The sequence below is a fragment of the Tardiphaga robiniae genome, assembly GCF_001618955.1.
Taxonomy (GTDB): Bacteria; Pseudomonadota; Alphaproteobacteria; order Rhizobiales; family Xanthobacteraceae; genus Tardiphaga; species Tardiphaga robiniae_A.
In genome coordinates, this window is sequence record NZ_LVYV01000034.1 from 137,991 (window position 1) to 156,259 (window position 18,269).

Below are 18,269 nucleotides of genomic sequence, written 5' to 3' on the forward strand. Positions count from 1 at the left end.
CGCATAAAGGGAGCTCATCATGGCAGACGATATCAGCGACTTCTCGCGCTCCATGGGCATCGCGACCTCCGGTCTGCGCGCCCAGGCGGGCCGCATGCGGGTGATTTCGGAAAACATCGCCAATGCGCAGTCTACATCACAGAACGCCGGCGGAGACCCCTATCGCCGCAAGGTGCCGACCTTCAAATCCGAGCTGGACCGCTCGCTGGATGCCCGCATCGTCGGCCTCGGCCGCATCAGGCCCGACCAGTCTGCGTTTCCCACGCGCTACGAGCCCGGCAATCCCGCGGCGGATGCCGCCGGCAACGTCAAATACCCCAACGTGAACTCGCTGGTGGAAATGACGGACATGAAGGAAGCGCAGCGCTCCTACGAAGCCAATCTCAACATCATCAGCGCCACGCGCCGGATGATCCAACGTACGCTCGACATCCTCAAGGCCTGAACAGGACAGCTGAACCATGGCAACTCCCTCTGTCGCCGCCAATGCTTACTCGGCTCTCTCGCGCATCATGGACGCCGGTGGTGGCGTCGGTGGCGGTCTCAACAAGGCGGCCGACGCCGGTGGCGGTCAGTCGTTCGGCGCGGTCCTCAAGGACGCGCTCGGTAGCGTGCTCGATTCCGGCCGCAAGTCGGATGCGCAGACCATCGCAATGGCCAACGGCAAGGCCAATGTGATGGATGTGGTGACGGCGGTTGCGGAAACCGACGTCGCGGTCTCGACGCTGGTCTCGGTGCGTGACCGCGTCATCCAGTCCTACGAAGACATCATGAAGATGCCGATCTGATCCTCCTCACCACAAACACCGCGTAACACAAGGATTACTGCAATGACCGGCCCCGAAACTCTCGACGTTGCCCGTGATGCGATCTGGACGATTGTGATCGTGTCCGGTCCGCTGATGGTCGTGGGCCTCCTGGTCGGCGTCGTGGTGTCGCTGGTGCAGGCGCTGACCCAGATCCAGGAACAGTCGCTGGTCTTCGTGCCGAAGATTCTCGCGGTCTTTGCCACCATGATGCTGACGCTCCCGTTCATGGGGGACGCATTGTCGAGCTACATGTTGCGGATATCGTCGCGAATCATCGGGGGGTGATGCACAATCCCGTATGCGCATCGATGTCTCGCTTCTGCCCGCTCTCGCCGCTGCCTTCATGCTGGCCTTCGCCCGCATCGGCACGATGGTGATGTTGATGCCGGGATTCGGCGAAACCAACATTCCCGCACGGGCCAAGCTGTCGATCGCATTGGGATTGACCCTTCTCATGCTGCCGGCGCATCGCGGCGCCTATAACGTCGATATGGGATCGATCGTGCCGATGCTGGTTCTGCTGGTGCATGAGATCATCATCGGCGTCGTGCTCGGCGCCACCGCGCGCGTCACGCTGTCGGCGCTGCAGGTCGCCGGATCGATCATCGCGCAGCAACTCGGTCTCGGTTTTGTCACCTCGGTGGATCCAACCCAGGGTCAGCAGGGTGTCCTGATCGGCAATTTTCTCACGATGCTCGGCATCACGATGCTGTTCGCCACCGATACGCATCACCTTGTGATCGCCGCCATTAATGACAGCTACAAGATTTTCGCGCCCGGCGAGATCATGTCGACGGGCGATGTGGCGAAGCTCGCGACCAATGCCTTCGCGGCGGCGTTCAAGATCGGCACGCAGCTTGCTGCGCCTTTCCTTGTGTTCGGCCTTGTCTTCAACATGGGGCTTGGCGTGCTGGCACGGCTGATGCCGCAGATGCAGGTCTATTTCGTCGGCGTGCCGCTTTCGATCATGATCGGATTCCTGATCTTCGCCGTCGTGCTCGCGACCATGATGGGGACCTATCTCGAATACGTCACGGGCGTCATGCAACAAATGATGCCGCGGATATAGGGGCGCGCTGATGGCCGACGACGATTCCGAGAAGACACATGACCCCACGCAAAAAAAGCTCGACGATGCTCACGAACGCGGCGACGTAGCCAAAAGCCAGGAGGTCAATACTTGGTTCCTGCTGGCGGGCGCGACGCTGGTCTTGTCGACCTTCAACGGCTCGGTCGGCGGCGGGCTGCAGACCCCGCTTAAAAACCTTCTGCAAAATTCCTGGATGATGCGGACTGACGGGCCCGGACTTTTGATGCTGGCCAAGAGCCTTTGTATGTCCATCTTGTCCACCATGGGCATGCCGATCCTGTTTCTCGTGATCGCCGCGCTTGCCGGCAATCTGGTCCAGCACCGGCTGGTGTTCTCCACCGAAGGTCTGGTGCCCAAGTTCAGCAAGCTGTCGCCGATGGAAGGCGCCAAGCGCGTCTTCGGCAAGCAGGCGCTGGCTAATTTCCTTAAGGGGCTGTTCAAGCTTGTGCTGCTCGGCGCCGTGATGTGCGCGGTGCTGTGGCCCGAGCGTTTTCGTCTGGATGCGTTGATCCATATCGATCCGTCGGCGATCCTCGGCATCACCACATCGCTGACACTGCAGCTGATGGGTTCGGTGGTGGCGATGCTCGCCTTCGTCGCCATTGCCGACTTCTTCTTCCAGTACCGCACCTGGTACGAGAAGCTGAAGATGTCGCTGCAGGAAGTGAAGGAAGAATACAAGCAGTCCGAGGGCGACCCCCACATCAAGGGCAAGATCAAGCAGCTGCGTCAGCAGAACATGAAGAAGCGCATGATGGCAGCGGTGCCGAAGGCGTCGGTGATCATCACCAACCCGACGCACTACGCCGTGGCGCTTTCTTATGAGCGCGGCATGACCGCGCCGATCTGCGTCGCCAAGGGCGTCGACAACATCGCGCTGAAGATCAGGGAAGTTGCGGGCAAGCACGATATTCCGATCGTCGAGAACGTGCCGTTGGCGCGCGCGCTTTACGCCACCGTCGAGATCGACGAGGAAATTCCGGGCGAACACTACCATGCGGTGGCCGAAGTCATTGGCTACGTCATGGGCCTGAAGCGCGGCCTGTCCGGGCGCACACCATGATTCGGGAAAGGGCCGGGCAAGGGGCCGGGAACGTGTTGCGAATCGGCGGATTGGAAGCGAATAGGCCGACGCAGCGCTTGCGTAAGGCCAGCCGATTGATGCACTCAGGAGGCGCGCAAACCCGCGCTGCCGCAACTGCCGACAGGCGACGAACCGTCCGATGACCGCCGAGACCGACCACGATCGCCAATCGACGACGGCGCAGAATCCGGTTCTGCACGAGCCGGCCCGGCGCAGCGGCAGCATCGTGCTGGTGCTGCTGATTGCCGCCGCGATCATCGCCTGCGCCGTGGCATTCATGACTCTCGGCCGCGCCCAGGCGCAGCCTTATATTCTGGGCCTGCTGGCGCTGCTGGCGATGGTCGGCCTGTTCGTGTTGTTCGCCTTTGCCGCCGGTATTGTCCGCTTTGCCGATCGTACCTCCGACGATCCGATCATGCGCACCGTGGCCGATCATGCCTTTGACGGTATCGCGGTCACCGATGCGCGGGGCCATGTGGTCTATGCCAATGCTGCCTATCTCACATTGACCGGCGCGGCCTCCGCACAGGATGCGCGACCGGTTGAGCGCGTCTTCATCGGTAATCCGGATGTCTCCGAAGCCGTCTTCCGCCTGCTCAAGGCTGCCCGCGAGGGCAAGCGCCAGCAGGAGGAAGTCCGTGTCGCAGCGCCCGACGGCAGCCACGGCCGCTGGCTGCGCATGCGCGTGCGTCCACTGGGTGAGGGCAAGCGCGAGGCCAAATCCACGGTGTGGTCGGTGGCCGATATTTCCCGCGACCGGCAACGCCAGGAAGACGTATTCCAGGAACTGCAGCACGCCATCGAATATCTCGATCACGCGCCTTGCGGCTTCTTCTCGGTCAACCCAAAGGGCGAGCTGGTTTATGTCAACGCCACGTTGGCGAACTGGCTCGATCACGATCTTGCCGAGATCGGCTCCGGCGGTCTGAAGCTGACCGACATCGTCTCCGGTGACGGCGCCTCGTTGCTGACATCCATTGTGCCGATGCCCGGCGAGGTCAAAACCGAAGTCTTCGACATCGACCTGCGCATGCGCAACGGCAAGACCATGCCGGTGCGGCTCTATCACAAGCTCGCTTTCGGCGCCGACGGCGTGCCGGGTGCGTCGCGCACCCTTGTCATCAGCCGCGCCCGCGACGAGCGCTCGGATCCGCAACGCGCCGCCGAAGTGCGCTTCATGCGCTTCTTCGACCATACGCCGATGGCCATTGCGACGGTGGATCGCGACGGCACCGTGGTGCGCGGCAATGCCCGTTTCGCCAAACTGGCGCAGAGCCTCAACACATCGGGCGCCGTCAACAAGTCGATCCTGGCCGCCGTCAGCGACCGCGACCGCAACCAGCTGGTCGCGGCCATCGGTCACGCCGCCCAGGGGCAGGGTGATATCCCGCCGGTGGAAGCGCTGCTGGAAGGCGCGAAGGAACGCTGGGGCCAGTTCTTTGTCACCGCTGTGGAGGAGAACGAACGCGAGACCGAAGCGGCCATCGTCTACATGCTGGAGACCACCGAGCGCCGCACGCTCGAGAACCAGGTCAACCAGGCGCAGAAGATGGACACCATCGGCCAGCTGGCCGGCGGCATCGCGCATGACTTCAACAATGTGCTCTCCGCCATCATGATGGCCAACGATTTCCTGCTGAACGCGCACAAACCGACCGACCCGTCGTTCCAGGACATCATGCAGATCAAGCAGAACGCGACGCGCGCGGCGACGCTGGTGCGCCAGTTGCTCGCATTCTCGCGCCGCCAGACGCTGCGCCCGACGGTGCTCAATCTTGGCGATGCGCTGTCCGATATCGATCTGCTGCTGAAGCGCCTGATCGGTGAGAAGGTCAAACTCGAAGTCGTGCACGGCCGCGATCTGTGGCCGGTGAAGGTCGACATCTCGCAATTCGAGCAGGTGATCGTAAATCTCGCGGTCAATGCGCGCGACGCGATGCCGGACGGCGGCAGGCTGACCGTGCGCACCGTCAATGTCTCGGCCGAGGAAGCCGGGCGGCTGTCCTACAAGGGCATGCCGCCGTCGGATTATGTCCGGATTGATGTCAGCGACACCGGCACCGGCATTCCCGCCGATATTGTCGAGAAGATCTTCGAGCCGTTCTTCTCCACCAAGGATGTGGGCAAGGGCACCGGCCTCGGCCTCTCCACGGTCTATGGCATCGTCAAGCAGACCGGCGGTTTCGTCTATGTCGATTCCGAACCGGGCAAAGGCACCACGTTCCGCATCTTCCTGCCGCGCCATCATCAGGAAAAGGAAGTCGCTCCCGATCCGGCGATCGCAGCCGCCGTCGCCGCCAAGGAAGCCGCTGCCGACGCCAAGCCGCGTGCGGACCTGACTGGGCAGGGCACCATCCTGCTCGTCGAGGACGAAGAAGGCCTGCGTGCGCTGAACGCCCGCGGTCTGCGCTCGCGCGGTTACACGGTGATCGAAGCCGGCAACGGCGTCGAAGCGATGGAGCTGTTCGACGAGCAGAACGGCGTCATCGATCTCGTGGTCTCCGACGTCGTGATGCCGGAGATGGACGGACCGACGCTGCTGAAGGAGATGCGCGCCCGCAATGCGGATATTCGCATCATCTTCGTGTCAGGCTACGCCGAGGAAGCCTTCGAAAAGAGCCTGCCGGAAAACGAGCAATTTGCCTTCCTGGCCAAGCCGTTCGCCCTGAGCGCGCTGATTGCCAAGGTCAAGGAAACCATGGCGCCGAATTAACGGAGCGCCGGTGGCAATACCATCCTGCCTTCTAATGCGCATTCACCCCGCAATGCAGCATAAGTGTTTGAAAGCAAGATGACTCTTGCGCCAAAGGTTCAATGACGAGCCGCGACCGAGGGCCGCAGCGTTTACCCTCGAACGGTGCTTCCATTTTAGGCTGGGGTAGCCATGTTAGGGGTGTTTTCCCCCTGCCGGGGATTGAGGGAATGACCATGACTTTCACGTTCAGCATGCGCGGCGTCGTCAAGACGATGGCCGTTGTCCTATCGCTGGCGATGCCGCTCACAATTGCAATCTCCTCTGCCGACGCCCGCGTTGGCGGTGGCAGCAGCTCGGGCTCGCGCGGCAACCGCACGTTCTCGGCCCCGCCGAGCACGTCGACGGCGCCTAACGCGGCTCAGCCGTTCAACCGCACCATGCAACAGCCGGGTTCGCCCGGCATGAACAGCGCGACCACGGGCGCAGCCAGCAAGGGCGGTTTCTTCAACCGTCCGGGCATGGGCATGCTCGGCGGCCTTGCTGCCGGCTTCCTCGGCGCCGGTCTGCTCGGCATGCTGTTCGGCGGCGGTCTGTTCAGCGGCCTCGGCGGTATCTCGTCGATCATCGGCCTGTTGCTGCAGGTCGGCCTGATCTTCATCGTCGTGCGCCTCGCGATGTCCTGGTGGCAGCGTCGTAACCAGACCGCGTCCGCCTATGCCGGTCCGGCCAGTTCGGCCTATACGGGGCCGGGCAACGGTCCTGACCAGAACCAGGCGCACATGAACCAGGCCCAGCAGGGTAATGGCGCACAGCCGACCCAGCGCAGTGGCCTTGGTGGCTTCGGTTTCGGCGGCGGCTCGAACAACGACAAGCCGATCGAGATCGCGCCGCAGGATTACGAAGCTTTCGAGAAGCTGCTCAGCGACGTGCAGGCCGCTTGGTCGAACGAAGATGTGGAGAAGCTCGGCAAGCTGTCGACGCCGGAAATGGTGTCGTACTTCGCCAAGGATCTCGCCGAGAACAAGGCCCGCAACGACATCAACAAGGTGTCGGATGTGAAGCTGCTGCAGGGCGACCTGGCGGAAGCCTGGCGTGAAGGTGACACCGACTATGCGAGCGTCGCGATGCGCTTCTCGCTGGTCGACAAGACGCTGGAGCGCGGCACCAATCGTCTGGTGGCCGGCAGCGAAACGCCGATCGAAGCGACCGAGATCTGGACCTTCGTGCGCCCACGTGGCGCCGATTGGGAACTGTCGGCGATCCAGCAGGCGTAAGCCTTGCGTCATCGAAATCGGACAAGCGCCGCGGATCATTCCGCGGCGCTTTTTTGTTGGCGTCATGCGTGTGCGTTGCACTGCGATGATCTCACAAGAGAGCGGGAATAATCCGCCGGCTGACGTGTTGGTCAGTTGCGCTCCATCGCGACTGGCGTTGCGTGGCTAAGAAAACAAATTGGAGGAATCGATGCCCACTATTCTCTCGACCATGACCCGTCTCGGCCTATGCGCCGGTGCTGTCGCCGTCTCGCTCGCAGCAACGTCGCCATCGTTCGCGCAGGGCGCGGATACCAGCTTCTTCGTCACCAGCAATGGCATCGGCAATGGCGGCAATCTCGGTGGCCTCGCCGGTGCTGACAATCATTGCCAGACGCTGGCGCAGGCTGCAGGCGCGGGCGCCAAGACCTGGCGCGCTTATCTCTCGACGCAGGCCGCCGACGGCAAGCCCGCGATCAATGCCAAGGACCGGATCGGCAACGGCCCATGGAAGAATGCCAAGGGCGTCGTCGTCGCCAAGGATGTTGCCGACCTGCACGGCGCCAGCAACAACCTCTCCAAGCAGACCTCGCTCAGCGAGAAGGGTGAGGTCATCAACGGCCGCGGCGATACGCCGAACCGCCATGACGTGCTGACCGGCTCACAAGCCGATGGCACCGCCTTCGCCGGCACCGACGATCGCACGTGCAAGAACTGGACGAGCAGCACGCAGGGCGCGGCCATGGTCGGTCATATCGATCGTACGGGATTGAATGAAGAGCCGCCGGCGAAGTCGTGGAACACCTCGCATCCGTCGCGCGGCCCCGATGGCGGTTGCTCGCAGAACGACCTGAAGAGCACCGGCGGCGACGGGCTGCTGTACTGCTTCGCGTCGAACTAGGCGAAGCTCAACGCTCAAACTTCGTCATGCCCGGCCTCGTGCCGGGCATTCACGGCATAGAATGAACGAGGCTCCCTGCGTATGACCCGACGCAGGTGAGGGTTAAGTGGTTGCGTGTTGGCGTCCTTGTCCGCTGGGTCTGGATACCGTTTCAAAAACTGGCAGAGTTCTTGCGGGACAAGCGCCGCGAACGAATTCCGCGGTGAGCAGTTACCTTGGTATGGCCTGACGCGACACCAGACGAGGTTTCTTATGCGATATGAGCTGTATTATTGGCCGACGATCCAGGGCCGTGGCGAGTTCGTGCGTCTCGCGCTGGAAGATGCCGGCGCGGATTACCGTGACATGGCACGCGGCAAGGGCGGCATGGCCGCAATGACCAGGATGCTGGACAGCAAGAAAGGCATTCCGCCATTCGCGCCGCCATTCCTCAAAGCGGGCACCATGGTGATCGGCCAGACTGCGAACATCCTCTTCTATCTCGGCCCACGTCACGGTCTGGCGCCGAAGTCGGAAGCGGCGCGCCTGCAACTGCATGAGCTGCAACTAACCATCACCGATTTCGTCGCCGAGGTGCACGACACCCATCACCCGATCGGTGTATCGCTCTATTACGAGGATCAGAAAGGCGCCGCCAAAAAGCGCAGCGCCGAATTCCTGAAAGAGCGCGTGCCGAAATATCTCGGTTATTTCGAGCGGATATTGAAGGCCAGCGACGGCGCTTACGTCACCGGCCGCAAGGCGACCTATGTCGATCTGTCACTGTTCCAGATCGTTGAAGGACTGCGCTACGCTTTTCCGAAACGCATGAAGAAGTTCGAGCGGGAAATTCCGGACCTGATCGATTTGCATGAGCGCGTGGCGGTCAGGCCGAATATCAAGGCCTATCTCGACAGCGACCGTCGGATTGCCTTCAACAAGGACGGCATCTTCCGGCACTACAAGGCGCTGGACAAGTAGCGCTGCGCAGCTCGCGTGGCGGGTCACCAGAGCCCCGGACACAGACGATAGCGGACGCGCATCGTATAGTCGGTGTAGCCGGAGAGGCCGTCCCGCAAGGTGCGCTCTTCGGCCCTCGTGCGCCATGCGAATAGCACGGCCATGATCAGCGTCAGCGCGGCACTCCACCACGAGCCAAGCCAGAGGGATGTGCCGAGAAAAAACAGGATGGCGCCGCTATACATCGGATGACGCACGAAATGATAAGGGCCGGTATCTATGACGTGGTGGCCGCGGTCGCGTTGAAGCTTGATGACCGGTGCGGCGAAACTGTTTTCGCGCAGTACCCAGAACGAGATGGCGATTCCCGAGAGCGTGATCGCTGCCCCTGCGACCTGGACGCCAGCCGTCATCTGCGAAAGACCGAAGCGCTGATCCAGTCCTGCGACGATCAGCCAGACCAGTGCCACGGTAAAGAACGCCACCATGAAGACGCGGTCCGCTGGGGGCTGCCCCTGCTGTACGACGGGGCGCATGCGTTCTTCAAACAGCGCGGGATCGATCTGGATCAGCCACAGGCCGCCGCCAAGGCCGAGCAGGATCATGAAGAGCAGAAATGACCACGCCGCCGGCCATTGCCAGGTTCCGGCGGCGGTGAACAAAACGGCGCCGAGCACGCCGAACCAGACCAGCGTCCTTATCACGAGGCGAACGATCATGCCGAACCCCTAAGCTCCGCATCCGATGCCAGATTCGCGGCAGCGGTGTGGCAGGCAGAGCGTCAGTGTGATCGGTGGCTGATCTGTCCCATGATGCCGGCTCAGGCGAGCTGGTCGATCCGCGTACCCTGGCCGGGCGGCAGCGCTGCGCGCGGCGGGGGCGGCGCGGTACGGCTATCGTTGTCGTCGTTCTTCTTCGGCTCTGGCGGCTTCGCCTCGACTGGTGTCACCTGTGTGACCGGCGGCGCGCTGCTGACGCTTGAAACGCTCATTTCAAATTCCCTGTTTCCAACTCTTGCAGTCGGACCATGGGCTGTGCGTCAACAAGGAGTTGGTAAATCAGGCGCCGCAATTTGCAGCAATCGGGATGGTTCGGATGCGGTGGTGAACGGCCGCTCTAGGACTTCACTACAATTGAAACGAATTCCTCATTCGTCCTTGCCGCGCGAGATAGTAATATTCGCGGAGGTCTTGCTGCGGGTGCAGCGCAGGTCAAGCCGGCGATAGCGCAGCTTGACGTCATCGCCGCGGAAAATCCCCATGCGGCCAAGACATCGCGTGGTGCCCTTCACCGTATCCGGCTTGGGGATCGTGAAGATGACGGCGGCTGCACTCGCGACGAGATCGGTGAAAGCCGGCGCCGGCTTGCGGGTCGCGGACGCCGCATAGATCTCGTTGCTGAAATTGCGGCTGGCGCAGCCAAGCCGCAATTGTTTGGCCGCCGGATGCGACAGGTAGATCACATTGGCCGCCGTACGCCCGACGCTGAGCCCGTCGATCTGGCTCTTGAGCTGACGCGCGAGATCATCGCAGCGGTCGGCGCGGGCAGGTGAAGCGACAAGGGTCACCGTGGCGAGAAGTGCCACAGCCGAAAAAATGCCGCGCAGGCGGTCGATGGACATTCCCGATTCTCCTCAATCCCCGGCCGCACTGAAACGCGGGGCGCCACTTTATGCAAGGCGCGGCGGCGCAGCCGGTTACTGCTGGAACAGGGAATTATCCCCGGGATCGTGGACCTGTCCCCCTGTTTTGAACCCTTCAAAACTGTCCGGAAACCGCCTACAAGGGCCTCAAATCCCCTCCTTTTTTGAGGCCCCGCCCATGAACGCTCCCACCGCTTTCCCTGATCCGAAGCCCGTCCCGCCCTACAAGCACACCCCGCTGTTTCCGCTGGGCGCGGACACCACCCCCTACAAGAAGGTCACCACCGAGGGCGTGCGGGTCGAGAAGGTACTGGGCAGGGACATGCTGGTGGTGTCGCGGGATGCGCTGAAGGCGCTCTCGGAGGCCGCGTTCGGCGACATCAACCACTATCTGCGCCCCGGCCATCTGCAGCAGCTGCGCAATATCCTGGACGACAGCGAAGCCAGCCCGAATGACAAGTTCGTGGCCTTCGACTTCCTCAAGAACGCGAACATCGCCGCCGGCGGCGTGCTGCCGATGTGCCAGGACACCGGCACCGCGATCATCATGGGCAAGAAGGGCTGCAACGTCATCACCGATGGCGACGATGAGGCCGCTTTGAGCGAAGGCGCCCGCGATGCCTATCTGCGCCGTAACCTGCGCTATTCGCAGGTCGCGCCGCTGACCATGTATGAAGAGAAGAACACGGCCAATAACATGCCGGCGCAGTGCGAGATCTATGCCGAGGGCGATGACGCCTACAAGTTCATGTTCATGGCCAAGGGCGGTGGCTCCGCCAACAAGAGCTTCCTGTTCCAGGCCACGCCGTCCGTTCTGACCAAGGATCGTCTGCTCGCCTTCCTCAAAGAGAAGATCATGACGCTGGGCACCGCCGCATGCCCGCCATACCACCTCGCCATCGTCGTCGGCGGCACCTCGGCCGAGCTCTGCATGAAGACAGTGAAGCTCGCTTCGGCCCGCTATCTCGATGCGCTGCCGACCCAGGGCTCGCCGGATGGCAATGCGTTCCGCGATCTTGAGATGGAGCAGGAAATCCTCAAGATGACGCAGTCGTCCGGCGTCGGCGCGCAGTTCGGCGGCAAGTATTTCTGCCACGATGTCCGCGTCATCCGCCTGCCGCGCCACGGCGCGTCGCTGCCCATCGGGCTCGGCGTGTCGTGCTCGGCGGATCGTCAGGTGCTCGGCAAGATCACCAAGGACGGCGTCTATCTCGAAGAGCTCGAGCATAACCCCGCACAGTATCTGCCGCAGGTGGAGCAGGCGCTCGGCGGCGAGGTTGTGAAGATCGATCTCAACCAGCCGATGAAGGACATTCTTGCCACGCTGTCGAACTACCCAACCAAGACGCGCCTGTCGCTGACCGGCACCATGATTGTCGCACGCGACTCGGCGCATGCCAAGCTGCGCGACCGCCTCGAGAAGGGCGAGCCGCTGCCGGATTACTTCAAGAACCACCCGGTCTATTACGCCGGCCCCGCCAAGACGCCCGAAGGCTATGCCTCCGGCGCGTTCGGCCCGACCACGGCCGGTCGCATGGATTCTTTCGTCGATCAGTTCCAGGCCGCCGGCGGCTCCATGGTGATGGTTGCCAAGGGCAACCGCGCCGTCGCCGTGCGCGAAGCCTGCAAGAAGCATGGCGGCTTCTATCTCGGCTCGATCGGCGGTTCGGCGGCAAATCTCGCCGAACACTGCATCAAGAAGGTCGAGGTGGTGGAATATCCCGAACTCGGCATGGAAGCGATCTGGCGCATCGACGTCGTGGATTTCCCGGCTTTCATCATCATCGATGACAAGGGCAACGACTTCTTCAAGGAACTAAACCTCGGCTAAGACCGAGCGCGCCCGATGATCGCCATCGGGCTCGATGGCTTCAGCAAAGGCTGGGTCGCCGTCACACTCGACGGCGACCGGCGCTCCATCGATTTCATCGGCGATATCTCCTGGCTTGCGACGCAGCACTTTACCCGCGCGGCTATCGATATTCCCATCGGCCTTGGCGATGACGGCGTGCGGAGCTGCGATCAGCTCGCCCGCAAGAAGCTCAGCCCCCACGGTTCGCGCGTATTCTCCGGCGGACGTCGCTGGCTGTGGCAGGACTTTACCGATCCCGACCTCGCCAACGCGGAGGCCGAGAGGCGCGGGCAGAAGAAAGTCTCGCGCCAGCTCTGGCATCTCGGGCCGAAGATCATGGAGGTCGATGGCTTCGTGCGGGAGCACCGTGATCTCGATATCCGCGAAGCTCACCCCGAACTCGTCTTTCTCCGTCTGAACGACGATGCGCCGCTGCCGTCCAAACATGCGGAGGAGGGGCTCGCGCTGCGTCGTCATCTGCTGACGGCGAATGGCTTCAGCGATCTCGACGACTGGCTGACCGTCAGGCGAGCGCGCACCGGCGCAAAGCGGGATGATGTGCTCGATGCCTGCGCGGTGGCGCTGGCCGCGCGCGATTGCGTGGGCTGTCTGCCGGAAGGCAATGCACCGCGCGATGCGCTGAGCGTGCCACAGCAAATCTGGTTTTAGCTCAGCTGCAATTCGTCACCTGGCTTGAGCACAGCCGTCGCCACCAGCCGCGGACGCCGTCGTGGCTTTCCACCAGCGCCCAGAATCCGCTGCAGGCGAGAACGCGCTTGGGGCCGCCGTCGGCGCTGATCTCGCTGCCACCGTCGCCTTTGGCCGGTGTCCATTGCGCGTCCACATGCGGCGCCTGGAACAGCCCGCCCATCCGCGTGTCGCCATTCGCATATTGCGCGCCGACCTTGCTGGCCGCGACCCAGCCACGGCCGCTGTAAGGCTTCGGGTGGTTGCGCGGATAGAAGATCTCGTGCTCGTAGTCCTTGCCGGGCGGCTTCGCGCCGTCGATCAGGAACCAGCCGTCCTTGAAGCCGATGATCCTGAATTCCGTCAGCCAGCCACCATCAGGGGCATTCTCGCTCTTGCTCTTGAATTTGTAGGGCGGCGGCAGTGTGCCGAGCACCTTGGCCTTCGTCGATGGCCCGGCGCGCACGTTCAATCCGTTGGGATCGCGTTCGGTCGACCAGCCATGGATATCGCAGGGAATTGCGCCATCCGGCAGCATGCCGCGCGTCTTCAGCAATTCAGTATGGAGCTTGCGATATTCCGCATCGTCATGCGCGGCGCTCAGTACACGCGGGATGTTGCTGTTCAGCGTGACGTCACGCGGGCGCAGCTCGGCTGACAGGGTGGTCAGCTTGCCGTCGCTGCGCGCGAGTTTTGCGACCAGCATCTCACCGGCATCGAATGCGCTTGCCGCTGTTTTTGGATCGTTGGCACCGGCTGGATAGGTCGCGACATATCCGACCGGCGCCTGCGGATCGGACATGTCGACATGAAACGCCTGACCGGCCACGCGATCCGGCGGCACGAAAGCACGCGCGCTCGCAAACCATTCCGGTGTCTCCGGCGGCAGTGTTAGCGGTTGCGCAAATGCGGTGCCGGCGCAGATGAAGCCGGCCATCAGGATGGCGATTCGGGTCATGGTTTTGTGTCGCGGCATCAGCGATTTGGTTCGACAAAATGCGACTCAGGCTTGCAGCAGGCCAGCCGAATTCGGGTCTCTGCGCGGGACTCGATTCTCCGGGGACTCGCAAGGATGTGGACGAAAAAGAAAAGCGGTGACGACTCAGGTGGCGCTGTTCCAATAGCGATCAGACCACAGACGAATTCGAGGCCGCACCATGTTGGATGCTCTGAAGCTGAATGTGACGGTGGTGACGTTGTTGGCCGCGGCCAGCGCGGTCAACGGGATCATGTTTTATCAGTATCTGTGACGAATTGTTCACATCGGCATGCGGCCTCTCCGCGTCCGGTTTTTGTGTTGAACCTTTTCGCCGGCCGCGCGCCTCACCCCAGGGGCGGCTAACCGGAGCGTAACAGGTGAACAATTTTCATCTGGTCGTTGTTACTGCATGTGTGCTTGCAAGTCCGACCGCAGTCCGCGCCCAATCCATCATCCATTCCGAACAGACCCGCACCACGCTGGCATCATCCATCGATGCGACCGGCCGCACGACGCTCACGGCGTCGGTGACGAGCGAGCGCGGTGGCGGCGTCCCGGGCGGCATTGTCCGCTTTGTCGATGAGACGACGCTCACTGTGCTTGGCTGGGTCGATGTGGCCCATCCCTGGCTGGTGGTCGAGCGACTGCCGCCGGGTCCGCATCGCTTCCGCGCGGACTATATGGGGACGTCGAATTATCTGCCTGTCGTGGTGCAGCCGAGCCAGTCGGCGGTGGTGGTCGAGATCATACGGGGCACGCCGGCCGTGGCGGTGTCGTCGTCCGAGAATCCTTGTCCATCTGGAGCGGTCGTGACGCTGACCGCGGCGATTGCCAGCCGTGACGGCGTTCCGAAAGGCGGCGTGACATTTCGTGATGGTGAGCAGATTCTCGCAGCCCATGTCGGCCTCGACCGCGCCGGCATGGCGTCATTCACCACCTCGGCGCTGGCGGATGGCGCGCGCTGGATCACGGTTGAATATGAGGGCGACACGGTTCATGCGCCCGCGGCATCGCCGCCGCTGACGGTGGATGTCGGAGTGGCCCGTCTGCGAAGCTCGCAGTTGCGCGCGAGCGACTAGGTGCCCATCTGCGGCGACGTCGCTGCAGCTGCGCGAAGCTTGCGGCTGATGATCACCCGGAACACGACATACTGGATCGCGAAGGCCAGCACCTTGGCGCCGATGGCCACGACCGACACATAGAACGCCCACAGTTTCATATCGCCGGTCATGGCCACAGCGATGACACCGGCGCCGAGCGCGAACATCAGCGCGGCCCAGGCATAGCCCGCAGCGGTCACATATTCGGGGATCGTCTCGCTGACGATGGGTGGCAGGTAGCGCAGCATCCAGCCCTTGCGCAGCATGATCGCGCCGATAGCGAAATGCCCGATGCTGGGCTTGGCCAGCACGAAGCGTGGATCCTTGGTCAGCAGCGTCGCGCCACCGAGGACGACCACCAGCGCGAGACTGGCATAGGTCATTACGTCAAGCTTCTGTCCCTTGACGCGGGCATAGACGAACTGTGCGACGGCACCCGCAATCGCCACGCAGGTCGCCAGCAGGACGTCACCGGTGACGAGGTAGAGCACCAGGAAGACGATGGTGGAGAAGAAATCCTGGCCAAGTTTGGCGAATACGTCCTTCATCGCAGTGCTCCCAATGCAGTCGAGATGGTCAGGCGTCGATTTGCAGGCGAAGTGGATCAGGGCTTCAGCGGTTCTACCGGTTTCGCAGCGCCGTATTTTGCGCGGCGATATTGCGGATACCATTTGGTGAAGGCAACGGCGGAATTGCGGGCGGCAAAGGCCACCGCAAAGCCGATCCACAGCGGCAGCGAGGGCATGTAGATGATCAGCATGTCCGCCACCAGCATCAGCACAAATGCGCCGGCCCAGGCCCAGGTGAGGATGTAGTTCGCCTTCATGAAGCCGGGGAGCTTCGAGGTTTCGGCGTCAACCACCTCGCGGGCATATTGCAGCGTGAAGGGCAGACGGATCGCGAGTGACAGTAGCACGATTGAGAGCAGGCCAACATCGACGGCGAGGCGCACGGCCACCGCGCTCCAGTTGCCGTCGACCAGCGTGATGTAGCAGCCGAGCGCGCTGAAGATCAGCACCGAGCCTGCCGCGAGCATCTTCAGCGAGCCGCCGCGGACCACGTCCCAGACCACGACGCCGAACGACAGCGCCGCCGCGGCGAACAGGCTGATCGCGATCGACGTCACCATCATCAGCATGGCGAATGCACCGAACGGGGCAATGATGAGAAAGGACGCCATGGCGTTTCCAGTTCGGGCTGTCTTGACGTTGTAAAGGTGCGTTGCGAGGCCGCTTATGAAGCCGTTGTGTCGTTGCGCATCATCCTGCGATCATATGTCTTGTTGTGTGAGCGGGCAGACATTGCCGACCGGCGTGAAAACGTCATGAGAAGCCGAGGCGACCGCGCCGGATGGTTCGATGCCGACGAGCGTGGTCCCGGTCACAACCAGCACGAGGGCCAGGCTGCCCCAGCTTGCTGTCCGGGTCATCATGTCCGGCCTGCGATATGCGGTTCGTGCGAGAACGAACTGTGTCGCAGCACCTGCAATGGCGACGGCAGTCGCGATCAGCACGTCTCCGGCGATCGCAAAGGTCGTGAAGAAGGCGATGGTGGAAAGGAAGCCGATGGCCAGCTTGGCGAGGACGTTGATCATGGCGTGGTTCCGCGCGGTTGTTGTCGAGAGAGAACTCTTGTCGTTGTGCTTCAGGAGGCGGTGGCAGCCGGGCCGATCATCAGAAAGGACACCACGCTGTTTTCCAGTCCCCCCATCTTTACGTTGTCAAGATTTCTTCTAGGCCTTGCTTGCGGGCTCGTCAATAAAAATCTTTACACTGTCAAAATTATAAGGGATTGATGCTTTAGTGTATTTGAAACAGAGCCTTATGAGGCGTCGACCCAGTTGCCGTGAAAGCCCGCCGGTACCCGGTGACCGAGCTGGATGAGGGCGACCGGCCCCGCGGCCACATCGGTGGCATTGAACACTGCCAGATCGCTGCGCTTCTGCCGCGCGCGCCACACCACGGCGAGCAGCCAGCCATCGCCTTCGGCTGCATCCTTGCCGCGCGCGACGAAGACCGGCTCGGAGATGCTGTCGCCGAGCGGCAGCATATATTGGCCGAGTCTGATGCCACCGCGCCCAACATGGGTGAGCCCGGAAAAGGCCTTGCTGGCGCCCGGTGCCGGATTATCGCAGGCGTACCAGCCTTGCGTGCTGACGAGGCCGGAGCGGCGCTCATCGATGCGCGGGAATTCGCCGGTGACATCATCGAGATAGGTGCGGGTGAAGCGATCGGTATTGGCGGCCAGATCGAAGGTCCACCGACAAAGTCGCGCGTTGGATTTCGCAGGATCTGTCGGCGAGCCGTCGGGATGCGTGAACAGCGGCGCTTCCTCGGACTGCATGACGTCGGCGATGATGCGGTCGCCGTCCTCCCACGCATTCATGACATGGAAGACGTAGCAGGCTTCGGCGCGAAACCACTTGATATCATTCGCACTGCTGCCGCGCTTCATCACGCCGACATAAGAACCCTTGTCCGGCTCCCACGCATAGGGTGGGCGGCCCGAGCGTGCGCGGTCCATGCTGCCGGTGATCGGCAGGATCGGAAACAGCAGGTAGTTCTCGGTGACGATGAAGTCATGCACCATGCTGGCATAGGGCGCATCGAAACGTTCGAAGCGCGTCACGATACCCGATGAATCGATCGCGCCGAACGAGATCGTCGGACTGAAGATACCGCGGGCGTTATAGCCGAAGAAATTCATTTCGCCGGTGACGGGATCGGTCTTCGGATGCGCGGTGAATGGTCCGCCGATGCGCCCGCCATAGTTCTGATAGCCGAGCGTCTTCAGCGAGCCCGGTTCGATCTCGGTTGGCGCATGGCCTTCCTCCAGCGCGAGCAGGCGGCCGGCATGAAAGACGATGTTGGTATTGGCCGCGCCTGAGTCATTGCCAAGCGAAGCGGGGGCATCCGGCATTTTCTGGCCGAAGCCGCGATAGAGCGCGCGGCCGGCATCGTGCTCGGCCAAAAATTTCGGTGTGCGGATCCAACGATTGCGATAGCTCGCGCGGCCGTTCTCGATGTGGAAGGCGTGCAGCATGCCGTCGCCGACAAACCAGTGCGAGCCTTTGGTTTCGAATTGAGGATTGGGGCCATTGCGGTAGAGCGTGCCGTTGAGCTCACGTGGTAGTTCGCCCACGACTGTCAGGAATGGCGCGTCGCACTCCATCGGGATCGGCGCAAGATTGTCATGAGCAGCCTCGATCGGGTCCAGCAGCGCCATCGTCGTCTCCCAT

Annotated in this window: 20 protein-coding genes; 12 read left to right on the forward strand and 8 right to left on the reverse strand. The window is 62.4% G+C overall.

The annotated features are described in order from the left end of the window. Positions 1–19 precede the first annotated feature (19 nt). From flgC to A4A58_RS20805, 9 genes are all read left to right on the forward strand, one after another. Positions 20–445, forward strand: coding sequence for a flagellar basal body rod protein FlgC (gene flgC, locus A4A58_RS20765; RefSeq protein ID WP_068735664.1), 426 nt, complete (start codon positions 20–22; stop codon positions 443–445). A 16-nt stretch (positions 446–461) separates the two neighbouring features. Continuing rightward, entirely contained in the window at positions 462–788 is a 327-nt protein-coding gene (gene fliE / locus A4A58_RS20770) for a flagellar hook-basal body complex protein FliE (protein WP_068735666.1), read from the forward strand. Positions 789–830: 42 nt separating this feature from the next. Beyond that, positions 831–1,094: a flagellar biosynthesis protein FliQ gene (fliQ, locus tag A4A58_RS20775; protein WP_068735669.1), complete on the forward strand. Its 264-nt coding sequence runs from the start codon at positions 831–833 to the stop codon at positions 1,092–1,094. A 13-nt stretch (positions 1,095–1,107) separates the two neighbouring features. Continuing rightward, positions 1,108–1,878, forward strand: a complete 771-nt coding sequence (gene fliR / locus A4A58_RS20780) for a flagellar biosynthetic protein FliR (RefSeq protein ID WP_068735671.1) — start codon at positions 1,108–1,110, stop codon at positions 1,876–1,878. Between the two features lie 10 nt (positions 1,879–1,888). After that, a complete protein-coding gene (gene flhB / locus A4A58_RS20785) occupies positions 1,889–2,962 on the forward strand; it encodes a flagellar biosynthesis protein FlhB (RefSeq protein ID WP_068735673.1) in 1,074 nt (357 codons plus the stop codon). A 160-nt stretch (positions 2,963–3,122) separates the two neighbouring features. Further along, on the forward strand, positions 3,123–5,696 hold the full coding sequence (gene cckA / locus A4A58_RS20790) for a cell cycle histidine kinase CckA (RefSeq protein ID WP_068735675.1): 2,574 nt from the start codon (positions 3,123–3,125) through the stop codon (positions 5,694–5,696). Positions 5,697–5,911: 215 nt separating this feature from the next. Next, complete coding sequence (locus A4A58_RS20795; protein ID WP_068736260.1) at positions 5,912–6,952, forward strand: Tim44 domain-containing protein; 1,041 nt, start codon at positions 5,912–5,914, stop codon at positions 6,950–6,952. A gap of 190 nt (positions 6,953–7,142) precedes the next feature. After that, positions 7,143–7,832 (forward strand): lectin, encoded by a 690-nt coding sequence (locus A4A58_RS20800; RefSeq protein WP_068735677.1) that lies wholly within the window; start codon positions 7,143–7,145, stop codon positions 7,830–7,832. A gap of 252 nt (positions 7,833–8,084) precedes the next feature. Then, complete coding sequence (locus A4A58_RS20805; protein WP_068735679.1) at positions 8,085–8,792, forward strand: glutathione S-transferase; 708 nt, start codon at positions 8,085–8,087, stop codon at positions 8,790–8,792. Positions 8,793–8,815: 23 nt separating this feature from the next. On the opposite strand, the gene A4A58_RS20810 is transcribed toward A4A58_RS20805, so the two are convergent. From A4A58_RS20810 to A4A58_RS20815, 3 genes are all read right to left on the reverse strand, one after another. Beyond that, positions 8,816–9,490 carry a methyltransferase family protein gene (locus A4A58_RS20810; RefSeq protein WP_068735680.1) on the reverse strand — a complete coding sequence of 225 codons (675 nt, stop codon included), beginning with the start codon at positions 9,488–9,490 and terminating at the stop codon, positions 8,816–8,818. A 101-nt stretch (positions 9,491–9,591) separates the two neighbouring features. Then, a complete protein-coding gene (locus tag A4A58_RS31165) occupies positions 9,592–9,762 on the reverse strand; it encodes a hypothetical protein (protein ID WP_165826873.1) in 171 nt (56 codons plus the stop codon). 156 nt (positions 9,763–9,918) lie between these two features. Further along, positions 9,919–10,392 (reverse strand): hypothetical protein, encoded by a 474-nt coding sequence (locus A4A58_RS20815; protein ID WP_068735682.1) that lies wholly within the window; start codon positions 10,390–10,392, stop codon positions 9,919–9,921. Between the two features lie 199 nt (positions 10,393–10,591). On the opposite strand from A4A58_RS20815, the gene A4A58_RS20820 reads away from it, so the two are divergent. Both A4A58_RS20820 and A4A58_RS20825 read left to right on the forward strand, forming a co-directional pair. Next, positions 10,592–12,244 carry a fumarate hydratase gene (locus tag A4A58_RS20820; protein ID WP_068735684.1) on the forward strand — a complete coding sequence of 551 codons (1,653 nt, stop codon included), beginning with the start codon at positions 10,592–10,594 and terminating at the stop codon, positions 12,242–12,244. A gap of 15 nt (positions 12,245–12,259) precedes the next feature. Beyond that, positions 12,260–12,934 carry a DUF429 domain-containing protein gene (locus tag A4A58_RS20825; protein WP_081421983.1) on the forward strand — a complete coding sequence of 225 codons (675 nt, stop codon included), beginning with the start codon at positions 12,260–12,262 and terminating at the stop codon, positions 12,932–12,934. A 1-nt stretch (position 12,935) separates the two neighbouring features. On the opposite strand, the gene A4A58_RS20830 is transcribed toward A4A58_RS20825, so the two are convergent. Further along, positions 12,936–13,910, reverse strand: a complete 975-nt coding sequence (locus A4A58_RS20830; protein WP_068735686.1) for an SH3 domain-containing protein — start codon at positions 13,908–13,910, stop codon at positions 12,936–12,938. Positions 13,911–14,308: 398 nt separating this feature from the next. Between A4A58_RS20830 and A4A58_RS20835 the strand changes: the two genes are divergently transcribed. Further along, positions 14,309–15,010, forward strand: a complete 702-nt coding sequence (locus tag A4A58_RS20835) for an Ig-like domain-containing protein (RefSeq protein WP_068735688.1) — start codon at positions 14,309–14,311, stop codon at positions 15,008–15,010. Here the strand turns inward: A4A58_RS20835 and A4A58_RS20840 are convergent. The 4 genes from A4A58_RS20840 to A4A58_RS20855 all read right to left on the reverse strand — a co-directional run bounded on the left by A4A58_RS20840 (position 15,007) and on the right by A4A58_RS20855 (position 18,256). Then, positions 15,007–15,579 (reverse strand): inner membrane-spanning protein YciB, encoded by a 573-nt coding sequence (locus A4A58_RS20840; RefSeq protein WP_068735689.1) that lies wholly within the window; start codon positions 15,577–15,579, stop codon positions 15,007–15,009. The genes A4A58_RS20835 and A4A58_RS20840 overlap by 4 nt on opposite strands. 56 nt (positions 15,580–15,635) lie before the next feature. Continuing rightward, positions 15,636–16,211, reverse strand: coding sequence for a hypothetical protein (locus A4A58_RS20845; RefSeq protein ID WP_068735691.1), 576 nt, complete (start codon positions 16,209–16,211; stop codon positions 15,636–15,638). Positions 16,212–16,301: 90 nt separating this feature from the next. After that, positions 16,302–16,625, reverse strand: coding sequence for a hypothetical protein (locus A4A58_RS20850; protein ID WP_068735693.1), 324 nt, complete (start codon positions 16,623–16,625; stop codon positions 16,302–16,304). A gap of 227 nt (positions 16,626–16,852) precedes the next feature. Continuing rightward, complete coding sequence (locus A4A58_RS20855) at positions 16,853–18,256, reverse strand: carotenoid oxygenase family protein (RefSeq protein WP_068735695.1); 1,404 nt, start codon at positions 18,254–18,256, stop codon at positions 16,853–16,855. Positions 18,257–18,269 lie beyond the last annotated feature (13 nt).

Bases quoted from the DNA above. Each gene is read 5' to 3' on its own strand.
- flgC (WP_068735664.1), top strand. From the start codon at position 20: ATGGCAGACGATATCAGCGACTTCTCGCGCTCCATGGGCATCGCGACC.
- fliE (WP_068735666.1), top strand. From the start codon at position 462: ATGGCAACTCCCTCTGTCGCCGCCAATGCTTACTCGGCTCTCTCGCGC.
- fliQ (WP_068735669.1), top strand. From the start codon at position 831: ATGACCGGCCCCGAAACTCTCGACGTTGCCCGTGATGCGATCTGGACG.
- fliR (WP_068735671.1), top strand. From the start codon at position 1,108: ATGCGCATCGATGTCTCGCTTCTGCCCGCTCTCGCCGCTGCCTTCATG.
- flhB (WP_068735673.1), top strand. From the start codon at position 1,889: ATGGCCGACGACGATTCCGAGAAGACACATGACCCCACGCAAAAAAAG.
- cckA (WP_068735675.1), top strand. From the start codon at position 3,123: ATGACCGCCGAGACCGACCACGATCGCCAATCGACGACGGCGCAGAAT.
- A4A58_RS20795 (WP_068736260.1), top strand. From the start codon at position 5,912: ATGACTTTCACGTTCAGCATGCGCGGCGTCGTCAAGACGATGGCCGTT.
- A4A58_RS20800 (WP_068735677.1), top strand. From the start codon at position 7,143: ATGCCCACTATTCTCTCGACCATGACCCGTCTCGGCCTATGCGCCGGT.
- A4A58_RS20805 (WP_068735679.1), top strand. From the start codon at position 8,085: ATGCGATATGAGCTGTATTATTGGCCGACGATCCAGGGCCGTGGCGAG.
- A4A58_RS20810 (WP_068735680.1), bottom strand. From the start codon at position 9,490: ATGATCGTTCGCCTCGTGATAAGGACGCTGGTCTGGTTCGGCGTGCTC.
- A4A58_RS31165 (WP_165826873.1), bottom strand. From the start codon at position 9,762: ATGAGCGTTTCAAGCGTCAGCAGCGCGCCGCCGGTCACACAGGTGACA.
- A4A58_RS20815 (WP_068735682.1), bottom strand. From the start codon at position 10,392: ATGTCCATCGACCGCCTGCGCGGCATTTTTTCGGCTGTGGCACTTCTC.
- A4A58_RS20820 (WP_068735684.1), top strand. From the start codon at position 10,592: ATGAACGCTCCCACCGCTTTCCCTGATCCGAAGCCCGTCCCGCCCTAC.
- A4A58_RS20825 (WP_081421983.1), top strand. From the start codon at position 12,260: ATGATCGCCATCGGGCTCGATGGCTTCAGCAAAGGCTGGGTCGCCGTC.
- A4A58_RS20830 (WP_068735686.1), bottom strand. From the start codon at position 13,910: ATGACCCGAATCGCCATCCTGATGGCCGGCTTCATCTGCGCCGGCACC.
- A4A58_RS20840 (WP_068735689.1), bottom strand. From the start codon at position 15,579: ATGAAGGACGTATTCGCCAAACTTGGCCAGGATTTCTTCTCCACCATC.
- A4A58_RS20845 (WP_068735691.1), bottom strand. From the start codon at position 16,211: ATGGCGTCCTTTCTCATCATTGCCCCGTTCGGTGCATTCGCCATGCTG.
- A4A58_RS20850 (WP_068735693.1), bottom strand. From the start codon at position 16,625: ATGATCAACGTCCTCGCCAAGCTGGCCATCGGCTTCCTTTCCACCATC.
- A4A58_RS20855 (WP_068735695.1), bottom strand. From the start codon at position 18,256: ATGGCGCTGCTGGACCCGATCGAGGCTGCTCATGACAATCTTGCGCCG.